Consider the following 12,330-nt stretch of genomic DNA (forward strand, 5'->3'; position numbering starts at 1 on the left):
GATTTAAGTTTTTGAAAAATATATCAAAATATTGCTTTGAAAAATGATAAACCGTTCCCATATATCCATTAAGTACACAATTTGTTGTGAGGAATAACAAGAATGCGTTTTGAAAAATTTACAAACCGGCTGCAACAAGCTCTCTCAGATGCCCAATCTTTAGCAATGGGAAAAGACCATACTGCGATTGAGGGGATTCATATCCTGGCGGCTTTGCTGGAAGAGCCATCTAATCTAAGTTTGCTGCAGCAGGCGGGTGCAAATTTACCGGAGCTGAAAACTAAGCTTCAGCAAGCCTTAACAGATACAGCAACCATCGCCAATCCAACAGGAGATATTAATTTAAATCCAGAAGCCGTAAAGGCGCTTAACCTGGCAGACAGTTTTGCGCAAAAAGCTGGAGATGAGTTCTTATCTACCGATTGGGTCATTTTAGGTTTGGCTGAAACAGGCAAAACAAAGTCTTTATTAAATAGTGCAGGCGTAACTTCAGATAAGCTGCGTAAAGCCATTGAAAATATACGAGGCGGTGAACAAGTAATGAGTAATAACCATGAAGATCAGCGTGATTCACTCAATAAATATACACTGGATTTGAATGCGCGTGCTTTAGAGGGAAAACTTGACCCTGTGATTGGCCGTGATGAAGAAATTCGCCGCACGATTCAAGTATTGTCTCGGCGCAGTAAAAATAACCCTGTGCTGATTGGTGAGCCGGGTGTCGGGAAAACGGCCATTGTTGAAGGCTTGGCGCAGCGCATTGTGAATGGTGAGGTTCCTGAAAGCTTAAAAGGCAAACGGGTGCTGTCGCTTGATTTGGGTTCATTGCTTGCGGGCGCTAAATACCGCGGTGAATTTGAAGAACGCCTGAAAGCTGTGCTGAAAGATTTGGCCAAATACGATGGGGAGATCATCCTCTTTATTGATGAGCTGCATACCTTGGTGGGTGCCGGTAAAGGCGACGGCGCAATGGACGCCGGAAATATGCTGAAACCTGCGTTAGCCCGCGGTGAATTGCGCTGCGTCGGTGCCACCACCTTGGATGAATACCGCCAGTATATTGAAAAAGATGCTGCGCTTGAACGCCGTTTCCAAAAAGTGATGGTTGATGAACCGAGTGTAGAAGATACCATTGCAATCTTGCGCGGACTCAAAGATAAATATGCCACCCATCATGGTGTGCAAATTTTAGACTCTGCGATTATCGCGGCGGCAAAAATGTCGCACCGCTATATCACTGACCGCCAGTTGCCTGATAAAGCCATTGACTTGATTGATGAAGCCGCTTCACGCATTAAGATGGAAATTGATTCAAAACCAGAGCCGCTAGACCGTCTTGACCGCCGCCTGATTCAATTAAAAATGCAGCTTGAAGCGGTGAAAAAAGATGCTGATTCTGTCAGCAAGGCGGAAGTTGAGCATCTCGAAAAGCAAATTGCTGAAGTTCAGAAAGAATACAGTGATTTGGAAGAAGTCTGGATTGCGGAAAAACGTCTGGTTGACGGTACAAACCAAGCGCAGATAGAACTGGATAAAGCGCGGACTGCGTTTGAAAAAGCCCAGCGTGAAGGCGACTTGGCAGAAGCAAGCCGTTTGCAATATGGCGTCATTCCAGAATTGCAAAAACGCTTGAATGAAGAAGAAGTTGCGGAAATCAATGAAGAGCCAAAACTGATTCGGACCAAAGTGACTGAAAACGAAATTGCTGAAGTGGTCAGTGCCGCTACAGGCATCCCTGTTGCGAAAATGCTCCAGGGTGAGCGTGAGAAGCTGCTGCATATGGAAGACTTCCTGCATAACCGTGTTGTGGGCCAGGATGAAGCTGTTGTGGCTGTATCCAATGCAGTGCGTCGTTCACGTGCAGGCCTGTCAGACCCGAACCGTCCAAGCGGATCGTTCTTATTCTTAGGCCCAACAGGTGTAGGTAAGACTGAATTAACCAAAGCTTTGGCAAACTTCCTGTTTGACAGTGATGACGCCATGATCCGCATCGACATGTCAGAATTTATGGAGAAGCATTCGGTCAGCCGTTTGGTGGGCGCGCCTCCAGGCTATGTGGGCTATGAAGAAGGCGGTGTGTTGACCGAAGCGGTGCGCCGTAAACCTTATAGCGTTGTGCTGTTTGATGAAGTTGAGAAAGCGCATCCGGATGTATTCAATATCTTGCTTCAAGTTTTGGATGATGGACGCTTAACGGACTCGCAAGGCCGTGTCATTGACTTTAAAAATACGGTCATTGTCATGACATCAAACTTGGGTTCAAATGATGTGCGTGAATTGGGTGAAGATGCAACAGAGTTTGAAATGCGGGCAGTTGTCATGAGCGCAGTAACACAGCACTTCCGCCCAGAATTTATTAACCGTATCGATGAGTTGGTGATTTTCCATTCACTTAAAAAAGATCAAATTCGCGGTATTGCTGATATTCAATTGGCCCGCTTACGTTCACGTTTAAGTGAAAAAGATATGAGTTTAACTGTAGATGACAGTGCCTTTGATCAATTGATTGATGCAGGATTTGATCCAGTATACGGCGCCCGCCCATTGAAGCGCGCAATACAGCAGCAAGTTGAAAATCCTTTAGCTCAGAAGATCTTATCGGGAGAATTTGAAGCTGGAGATACTATTGTGATTAAAGGCGGAGATGGGCATCTTAATTTTGAAAAGCTGAAATTAAGTTAATTTTGACCTTGTATATTCATTGATGTTTCATAAAAAACCTAGCTTCGGCTAGGTTTTTTTATAGGTGTATTTATTTAACGCTTGTCGTATTTTTCGTTTCAATACGTAAACCAGATTGCATTTTTTTGAATGATGCAATTAATATGACCACCGTTCCAAAGAGAACAGGGTCTTTGATCCGGCTGTTAAAACAAAAAAAATACTGCCTGAAGGGCAACAGGGAATAAATACAATGATCGAATTTAAGCTTTTACGCCGTTTAAATAATGAGCCATACAGTGAGTATAAGCTGGCTGCAGATATTTCAGTTCATGAACTCAAACGGATGTACAGCATTTATAAAAAATATTATGCCAATACTGAATATGAAATTTTTGAAAAAGATTTCATGCAAAAGACGGGTGTATTTTTAATTAGAGATCCTAAGTCCAAAGAAATTGTCGGATTTTCAACAGTTCTAGAACGTGATTTTATTGTCGATGGCAAAGCGCATCATGCTTTTTTCAGCGGCGACACGATCATTGAGCAGCAGTACTGGGGCAGCAGGGCGCTGCAGCGGGCTATGTACCGCTACATTATCACTTATAAAATTCGCCATCCTTTTGCGCCATGCTATTGGATTCTCATTTCTAAAGGGTTCAAAACCTACCTGCTGCTGGCCAATAATTATTACAGCTATTTTCCGCATTATGGAGAGAAGCATCAGCGGTTGGAAAAATACATTAATTCCTATTGTGAACAGTATTTCAGTGAATATTTTGACCAAAACTCAGGGCTGTTGAATTTTGGCGAAGAATATCAGCCATTGAAGGCCGATGTCGCGCCGATTACGCATGAAATGCGCGAAAAAAATGTCAAGATTGCATTTTTTGAAGACATGAACCCGACATGGGTTGATGGAACGGAATTGCCTTGTATTGGCGAACTGACATGGTTGGATTTGTACCGTTATGTTCAGCGATTCTTATCCAAATCGGACAGTAAAGGAAAACGGGACAGCTTAAAGAAAATAAAGCCGGCACTGCATATTGAATCTGCAAATACTAATTCAAAGGTGGCTTGAGAATGGGGATATGGCTTACCGCTTCCCATCGAGTTCTAGAGGCCGCATGCCGAAGCGCTTTTCAGCGTTTTCGGCAGCAAGCGTCTCAATTGGAATGGGTGCAGCGTAAAAAACTGAAGAATTTGGTGCTGCTGCATACTGGCCAGCAGTTAAGCTATGAGCAATTTGCTAAAAAGTACCCGCTGACTCGGTATGCGGATTGGAAATCCAATATTGAGCAGTCCCGCCGCAGCGGGAAAAACTATTTAAGCGCAGAAAAAATTATCCGGTTTCAGCCGACCAGCGGCTCAAGTGAAGCGCTGAAATTTATTCCTTATACCCAAACATTTTTAAATGAATTGGATCAGGCCATAGGACTCTGGCTAAGAAGCCTATACCGCCAATACCCCAAGCTGAGAAATTCAACACATTACTGGTCTGTGTCATGGCTGCCTGAAAGCCAGCGGAAGCTGCTGGAAAATGACAACCTCAATGATGACAGCGCATTGCTGAATGTGTCAAAGCGGATATTGAGCAAAATTACGCAGTCTGTGCCAGCTGAGATTGCATTGGCAGAATCGGCAGAAGACGCTATGTTCGCGACGGTTACTTATTTGGCCGCAGATAAGCATCTGGGCATGATTTCGGTGTGGAGCCCAACTTTCGCTTTGCAGCTGTTTGACATGATTGAGCAAAATCAAGCAGAAATTTCGATGATCTTAAGGACTGGAAAATGGCAGCGCAAGAGTTTGGACTTTCTTGAAGCGCCTAAATCCTGTGAACAAAGTTACAAGTTAAGAGGACTGGATTTTCAAAGTTCAGACGTGTGGAAGCAGCTGTGGCCGAAACTGACGTTAATTTCCAGCTGGGATACTGCCAGCGCGGAACAATGGGCAATTCAGCTGCAAAAACGGGCTGCAGGAGTCAGCTTTGAAGGCAAAGGCTTATGGGCGACTGAAGGTGTAGTGACACTGCCTTTTGATGGCCAACACCCCTTGAGCTATCAATCTAATTTTTATGAATTTTTGCTTCAAGATGCAGAACTGCCCATTCCAAGCTGGCAGCTCAAGCAAGGCGATATTGTCAGCCCGGTCATTACAACCGGTTCAGGGTTAATGCGCTATGTTATTGATGATGAATTAGAGGTTACAGGCTTTTATCAGCAAGTTCCTTGCTTTAAATTCTTGGGCCGTAAAATGACCGTGGATTTGGTGGGTGAAAAACTGGATCATAGTGTTGCAGTCAATGTGCTCAGCCAATTTCAAATAGAAGATTATGTGCCTATCAGTTTATTAGGCATAGAGCAATGCTCAGATAAAAAGCCGCACTATGTGCTCTTGAGTGAAGGCAATGGGCAGCATCAGCCTTCAGCCGCGCAGTTAGATGAACATTTGAAACAAAACTTTCATTATGAACTTGCAAGAAATTTAGGCCAACTGGATGAGCCTGAAATTAAGCATGTAGATGATGCATGGCATTATTATAAAACTCTGGCGATGCATAACGGCATGATAGAGGGCAATATCAAGCCAGAACCTTTAAAGAAAATGAAAATAAAAATAGATTGAGTAGGTTGTCATGAATGCAGAAATATCTAATACCTTAGAAGACAATGTTGAAAAAATATACCGTTCCGAAAGAGTGCCGCATTTTTATGTAAGGGCTGCAACGGGGGAAGATGACGTGCAGCTGAGAACATTAATTTCCGAAAATATGCCCAGCAACGGCATGGTCTTATCATTCGAGCGTAATCCAAGTTATTTACATGCAACGCATACGCAGTACAACCGTCCAGATATCAGGGTGGTTGTTCCAGAGAATCAGCCGGACAAAGTGGTTGGCATGATGAATTTAGGCTGGAAATATTGTTTTATCAATGGCAAACCGGATGTCCTTCGCTATGTTTCAGATTTGCGTTTAGATCGGGACTACCGCGGACAGAAAATTCTGCGGTTACTGATGGATTATCTGCAGGATAAATTGCCGGCAGACAGCCTGCTGGAAAGTATTGTGCTTGAAGGCAATGCGCCTGCGCGCCAAATTTTGCACGAAAAGCGGAAGGGCTTTCCTGTGCCATATCATTATGATGATATTCAGACTTTTATGGTGTCTCAGATGAAAAAGCCACAAACCTATGAGCAGTATCGTTTTGAGTGCTTAAGCCCCGAGAAGATTGCCGCGGCGAATGCTTTTGCTGATGCGATGAAAGCGCATTATAATTTTTTGCCGAATTATGACTTTTCTAACCTGATCACTGGGCATCATCCATTTTGGCGCGGATTAAAGCTGGATGATTTTCATCTCATTTATAATCTGGAAAATCAAATTGTCGGCATATATGGGTTATGGGATCAGAAGCCATTTAAGCAAACACGGGTTGTGCATTATTCGTGGCCTTTGACGCTGGCCAAGCCGTTTTATAATGTATATGCACAATTTCAAGGCGCGCTGCTGCTGCCGAAAAAAGATCAGGCGATTGATTATCTGGTGCTGCATAGCGCCTTATGCCATCCACAGCACACCCAAGTGTTTGGCAGCCTTCTGTATCATGCCAAAAGCCAAATAAAATATTATAGAAAATACGCATTTTGCATCACTTTAGCGAAGAATGATCCTCGGATTAAGCTCATGCACAATACCCGTTCGCATGTCATTCATGCAATACATGCATTTCATAGTTTTCAGGGAGATCCTTGCGGATATTTTGACCGTTCGAAAATCAGCTATTTTGAAAGCGGTCGAATTTAGTTCACAAAATTTTATGAAAATATGAAAAAAACTATACTTTTTATTTTAAAATGTATTTTTTTGTAAACATAAATTAAATATACTGCATTGATAGAATAATCAAAAAGAGTCAAATAATGTCTAAAATTATTTGGGGTGCAGGTTTTCTTTTAGCTGCGGCGGCTTCAGGCGCTGCGGCAAATTGGTATGCAGATCAAAAGTTAACATCGTATTATGAGCAGGCGCAACTGGCAAAATCCGTTGATGAGGCGAATATAAAATACAGCAATATTCAATTAGGGCCATTCAGCGGTACCGCAGACTGGGTGCTGACAATTACGCCAGATCCATGCAAATCAAATGACGTTATTGTGCTGCATGGGCAGGATAAAATACAAAAGAAATGGAATGGCTATGCTATAGATTCCATCTATACACTGAAATCAGGCAATGAAAAAGTCAAAGCAGCGCTGCGCGGCGAACAGCATGCGGAAACTCATATTAATTGGCTGGGGAAATCCTTAACTACAGTTCATTTGCCAAGGATTGATACGCAGGCGGAAGGGCTCAAAATCCGTATTGATCCCAGCCAAGTTCATATTTATGCGGCTTCACCTGCCAATGGTGAGTCTCAGGTTTCCAAACTGATTATGGATGTTCCCGCGTTTACGGTCGTTAAAGGGCCAAGTCAAATCCTAGCGCAAAAAATTCAGCTGGAAACCACGCAAGGCCTGAATCAGGCAGAAATTGAGTCGGGCTATACCCGGTTTACAATAGGCGCTTTTCAGCGTTTAGACTCTAATTTGTCGGGCGGCATTAAAAATATAGATTTGCAGCTGGATACCAAAGTCAAAGAAGGCAAAGTTTCATTTGATGGCAGTTTTAAAATCGGCGAGCTGAATGTGCCAAATTCACCGCTGACGAAAGATATTGTGATGAATTTGGACGTGCAGAATATCAGTTTGCAGCGCATGCAGGAATTATCGGCTATTTTGCAAAAGGCTCAAAACAGCTGTGCCAGCAATGAATTTCTGCAAGAGGATGCATCGAATGCTTTCCTGAATATTGTAAATGATGGGCTTGATTTCGAATCAAAGAATCAGATGCGCATGGGGGACGGCTTAGCAACGGCCAATATTGCAGGTAAAATGATGCCGGGGCATCATGGCTCTGTTCAGGCCTTTGCAAAAATGCTGCCGAGCCTGCTGACGTTCAAAGCTGAGCTGGAATTTGATAAGAATCTTTTCAGGGTTCTTACCAACAGTTATGCGAAAGCGACTGAAGATAAAATGATGTCAGAACAGGATATTGAAGCAATGTTCAGCAGTATGGAAACTTCTGGGCATGCTGTGCGGTCTGGCGACAGCATTCAATTGCTGATGGATTACCAGTTCGGTCAAAAGCAATTTTTAGATCCGAAGAAAAATTAATATTGAAATAGCATGCAAGAAAAAGCCGCTGAATTCAGCGGCTTTTTCTTGGGCTGAAATTTATTGCATCTGTAAATATTTTTTAAATCATTAATTCATGATTTGATTAGAACCGGCTATCTATCGGAGAGTTAAGCTGCAGATATTGTTTTAGGATTGGAAAATAGTTAGCGTGTTAATGCTATAAAAATAAAAGGAATAAGCATTATGAGGATCTATAGCCAAATACTGGATCACTTAACAGCAGGCATCATAATCGGCAGTATTCTGCTGACGCCGCTAGTGTCATATGCGGATGCAAAAACGCATTTGCCAGATCACAAGCTGGAAACTGCAGTGAGGATGAACGGCACTTTAAATCAAGATGCTTTGCAGCAGGCATCTGTAGACGCTGAACAAAGCCAGACCAAGCAACTCGAGGCTTCTAAAGAAAAAGCCAGCAGCATCAATAAGCAATTACAGGAAAATAGCTTGGATGGCTCAGCAATGAGTGACTATCTGCTGCAGAAAAAAAGAGTGGGAGAGTCTATGCCTGCCGGGAAATCGGCAGATATTCCTGATGTGAGAAGAATTGTGCATCAAGAGAAGCATGAAAATATCACAATTTCATATCCTGACGGTTTAGTGGTAGAGATGAAGCACAATTAATGTGCTTCATCTTTTTTAAGCCGGGAAATAAAATATCATCATGCCCAATTCATTTGCTTAAACAGGGAAATGCTGAATTTTCCATGCGCGGTGGATTTTGGTATTGCGTTTGAAATCCAGGCCAATGGTTTCATTGCTGATTTCTTTGACATCAAACATGGCTTCAATTTCTTCATCCATCTCAAAACCGCGGTAATTGTTTGAGAAATACAGCGTGCCATCTGTCGTCAGGCGGTTCATTGCCCGTTTCAGCAGTGAAATATGGTCACGCTGTACATCAAAGGTACCGTAGAATTTTTTAGAGTTAGAGAAGGTTGGCGGATCAATAAAGATCAGGTCATATTGTTCATGGCCTTCTTTTAACCATTCAAAACAGTCGCTGGCAAAAAATTGGTGCTGTTCATCTGCATGGTCGACCGTTAAGCCATTTAAGACGAAGTTTTCTTTAGACCAGTTTAAATAGGTATTTGAAAGGTCAACGCTGGTGGTGCTGGCTGCGCCGCCTAAAGCCGCATGTAAGCTGGCTGTAGACGTATAGCTGTATAAGTTCAGGAAGTGTTTGCCCTTGGCCTCTGCAGCAATGCGCAAACGCATTTGACGGTGGTCAAGGAATAAGCCTGTGTCTAAGTAGTCCGTCAAGTTAACCAGGATTTTGGCTTTGCCTTCCTGCACAATAAAGCGTTTTGATGCTGTACTTTGTTTTGAATACTGGGTTTTACCTTCTTGGCGCGCGCGGGTTTTAATAAAGATCGCATCACGCGGCAAGCCTGTTACTGCGCGGATAGAGGCCAAAGCCAAGTTAAAGCGTTTTTTGGCTTTTTCTGGATCAATTGTTTTTGGCGGCGCATATTCTTGCACATGCAAGCGGTCACCGTATAAATCTACAGCAACATTGAAGTCTGGAAGATCCGCATCGTATAGGCGCAAACAGAAGATATTTTCTTTGACGGCCCATTTTTTCAAGTTCTGCATATTCTTTTGCAGGCGGTTGGTAAAGTCTTCCGCGCCTTCAATGGCCTCAAACTGCTGCGGCTGCCAAGTGGCTAAGAACGGCTGCGCTGCGGCCGCAGGCTTAATCACGCCAAAACGCACATAAATTGGCAATTTACCGTTCATTAAGCGCAGAATTTGCGGTTCATTAAAGGCAAGCACATCGGCCTGTTCAACGGCAGCAGCAATGACCGCTGCGTATTGATTTGGAAAATTCTTTTGCAGTAGCGCAGACAAGCCTAAGTACAGTGCGCGGTTAGACGCTTTGTCACCCAATCGCTCGCCATATGGCGGGTTCGTAACCACAAAAGCGCGTTTCCCTTCAGCGTGGAAGTCTGGCCAGTCGGCTAAAGTACGCTCTTCAATTTTGATTTGATCGAGTACAGATTCAAAACCTGCTGCAATAATATTTTGTTTGGTCGCTTTTACCGCTTCCCAGTCTGCATCAAATGCATAGAATTTTGGCAATTCTTGTTCTAATGCTTTGGCATGGCGCTCGGCAGCGTCTGCTTTAATATCCATCCACAATTCATGATTATGTCCATTCCAGCCATTAAAGCCAAAACGGCGGACTAAGCCCGGTGCACGGTCAGTCAAAATCATCAGGGATTCAATAATGAATGTGCCTGAACCGCACATTGGATCCAAAATGATTTCAGGATTGCGTTCTTTCAGTTTTGCTTTTTGCAGAATGGCTGCCGCTAAGTTTTCTTTAATTGGCGCATCTGTCATAAAGCGGCGGTAACCGCGTTTATGCAGTGAATCACCTGATAAATCTAAGCAAAAGGTATGCTCAGTTTTACCTGCCAGCACATACAGGGTGATTTCAGGCTGCTTAATATCGATGCTTGGGCGCTTGCCGACAGCTTCCATGAATGAGTCCACTACACCGTCTTTAACACGCAACGTTGCAAACTGGCTATTCACCTTAATGTCACGTTCGATATGCAGGCGCACTGCAAAAGTGCTTTGCGGCGCAAAGATCAATGACCAGTCAAAACTGATGGCGCCTTCATAGAGTTCTTCCGCAACATCACGCGCATCATGCGTAAATTCAAGCTCATGGGTATGTATTGGCATTAACACGCGGGATGCTAGGCGTGACCACATGCAAATGCGGTAAGCATCTTCGAGTGTGCCTTGGAAAATCAAACGACCCGGCAATTGTTCAATATTTTGAACTCCTAAACCCTCAATTTCCTCGCGGAGTAAGGTTTCAAGTCCATCTGCACAGGTGACCCAATATGAAGAAAGACGGGGTTTCGAATTCATGAATATTTCCAAAGACATTAAAGCAATCGCGTATTTTAGCGTATTTTGCTTACGAAAACTTGCGGATTGAAATTTTATGCGCTGAAAATTTTGAAAAATGCTAAAAAAAAGCAGAGGTGCTGTATAAAGTTGCTTGAAATATATTCAATATATCCGTATTAAAAGCAGGAATGAATAAAAAGATATTTAAATATGCTTAGTCTGATTGTTTCAATGTTCACTTTTTCATTGTCGATGTCCATTTCACCCGGGCCTGTAAATTTAACGATTCTCAGCAGCAGTATGAATTTTGGAGCTAAGCCCACTTTTGCGTTTATTTCTGGCGCGACGTTAGGATTCACGGCGCTTTTGGCTGCAGTCTGTTTTGGCTTGTATCAGGTGATTGAGCTTTATCCTGCGCTATTAGACATCATTAGCATTTTAGGCACAGCATTACTGGTGTGGATTGGCGTTAATATCCTGAGGACAAAAGGGAAAACCATCCAAACTGATGTCAACGATGAATCTAAAATTCCAACGTTTATGCAAGGCGCTTTGATGCAGTGGCTGAATCCTAAAGCGTGGATCGCAGCCGTTGCAGGAACAGCTTTGTTTTCAGCTTCAGCTTATTCTTTTGCATTGGCTTTATTCATTTTGATCTATTTTTCAGTGTGTTATTTATCGCTTTTGATTTGGGGCATTGCTGGTGAAAAGCTGGCTGTTTTTCTCAATATTGGAAATCGAGCGCGAATTTTTAATATGATGATGGGCTTGGCATTAATCATCATTTCTGTAGAAATGTGCCTTCGCCACTTTGGTATCTTTTAAGCTAAATAAGCCTTTGGCACATGTTTTGCTACATCTGTTCGTGCCTTGGGTACGCAGCATATTGCGCAATTGTGGGCACAGCTTGTGCTGACACTGTTTTAAAAGGGTGAATATTTATATGAATAATTTAATGAACAGCGGTTTTTCAGAACATGGTGAAGCATTTTCTATCGCCACATTAATTTATGCACGTTTACGGCGCATTACTGGCCGTTTGATTGATGTTATGTATGTGGTAGAAAGCCGAGTTTATGCACAATGTGTAGTAGATTTGGCTCTGGCTGCCAATGACGCAGATTTGTTGCGTCATGCAATGCGTTTAGATGCGCTAATCGAGCGTGAAAACAGCATGAATCCATTGCTGGAAAATATCGATCAGCCTAACTATGCCGCGGTTCAACAAGCAAAAGCTCCTGAAGATTTAAGTTTGCCGCGTGAGGCGACTGACGAGGAAATTTATAAAGCGCAGGTTTCACATCACTATATTGGTGCGCTGCGTTAAGTTTTAACCAAAATCATGTTTTCGATTTTGGACAGGCTTTAAAATCTGTCACCTTTTAAAGCCTGTATTGTCTATTTGCTTGAAGCACTAAATGTAAAATTTGAATTTTAATCGACGTTCAGCTTTCAGTTTAGAAGTAGGCAAATGGGGGGAGTTGAAAATAATTAATGATTTTGAAGCGATGGCTGAATTGACTGCGGGTTTTCATTTTCATGCGCTGCTGATGCCTG

At 43.0% G+C, this 12,330-nt stretch carries 9 protein-coding genes; 8 read left to right on the plus strand and 1 reads right to left on the minus strand.

What is annotated here, in order from left to right:
* Positions 1–102 precede the first annotated feature (102 nt).
* The 6 genes from clpB (at position 103) to JZ784_RS03425 (ending at position 8,529) form a co-directional block, all read left to right on the plus strand.
* Positions 103–2,682 carry an ATP-dependent chaperone ClpB gene (gene clpB / locus JZ784_RS03400; RefSeq protein ID WP_346313810.1) on the plus strand — a complete coding sequence of 860 codons (2,580 nt, stop codon included), beginning with the start codon at positions 103–105 and terminating at the stop codon, positions 2,680–2,682.
* A 232-nt stretch (positions 2,683–2,914) separates the two neighbouring features.
* On the plus strand, positions 2,915–3,745 hold the full coding sequence (locus tag JZ784_RS03405; protein WP_346313811.1) for a hypothetical protein: 831 nt from the start codon (positions 2,915–2,917) through the stop codon (positions 3,743–3,745).
* Entirely contained in the window at positions 3,742–5,292 is a 1,551-nt protein-coding gene (locus JZ784_RS03410; RefSeq protein ID WP_346313812.1) for a GH3 auxin-responsive promoter family protein, read from the plus strand. The genes JZ784_RS03405 and JZ784_RS03410 overlap by 4 nt, the downstream gene beginning before the upstream one ends.
* Before the next feature lie 10 nt (positions 5,293–5,302).
* Entirely contained in the window at positions 5,303–6,472 is a 1,170-nt protein-coding gene (locus JZ784_RS03415) for a GNAT family N-acetyltransferase (protein WP_346313813.1), read from the plus strand.
* 116 nt (positions 6,473–6,588) lie between these two features.
* Positions 6,589–7,881 (plus strand): DUF945 family protein, encoded by a 1,293-nt coding sequence (locus tag JZ784_RS03420; protein WP_346313814.1) that lies wholly within the window; start codon positions 6,589–6,591, stop codon positions 7,879–7,881.
* A 207-nt stretch (positions 7,882–8,088) separates the two neighbouring features.
* Positions 8,089–8,529, plus strand: a complete 441-nt coding sequence (locus tag JZ784_RS03425) for a hypothetical protein (RefSeq protein WP_346313815.1) — start codon at positions 8,089–8,091, stop codon at positions 8,527–8,529.
* Between the two features lie 57 nt (positions 8,530–8,586).
* On the opposite strand, the gene rlmKL is transcribed toward JZ784_RS03425, so the two are convergent.
* The gene (rlmKL, locus tag JZ784_RS03430) at positions 8,587–10,791 is read right to left on the minus strand and encodes a bifunctional 23S rRNA (guanine(2069)-N(7))-methyltransferase RlmK/23S rRNA (guanine(2445)-N(2))-methyltransferase RlmL (protein ID WP_346313816.1); all 2,205 of its coding nucleotides are present in this window, start codon (positions 10,789–10,791) and stop codon (positions 8,587–8,589) included.
* Between the two features lie 192 nt (positions 10,792–10,983).
* Here rlmKL and JZ784_RS03435 point away from each other — a divergent pair, with 192 nt between their 5' ends.
* Together JZ784_RS03435 and JZ784_RS03440 are read left to right on the plus strand one after the other, a co-directional pair.
* Positions 10,984–11,598 (plus strand): LysE family translocator, encoded by a 615-nt coding sequence (locus JZ784_RS03435; RefSeq protein ID WP_346313817.1) that lies wholly within the window; start codon positions 10,984–10,986, stop codon positions 11,596–11,598.
* A 118-nt stretch (positions 11,599–11,716) separates the two neighbouring features.
* Positions 11,717–12,100, plus strand: coding sequence for a hypothetical protein (locus JZ784_RS03440; RefSeq protein WP_346313818.1), 384 nt, complete (start codon positions 11,717–11,719; stop codon positions 12,098–12,100).
* The last annotated feature ends 230 nt before the right edge of the window (positions 12,101–12,330 follow it).

It is taken from the genome of Acinetobacter sp. CWB-B33, assembly GCF_039655955.1.
Classification (GTDB): Bacteria; Pseudomonadota; Gammaproteobacteria; order Pseudomonadales; family Moraxellaceae; genus Acinetobacter; species Acinetobacter bouvetii.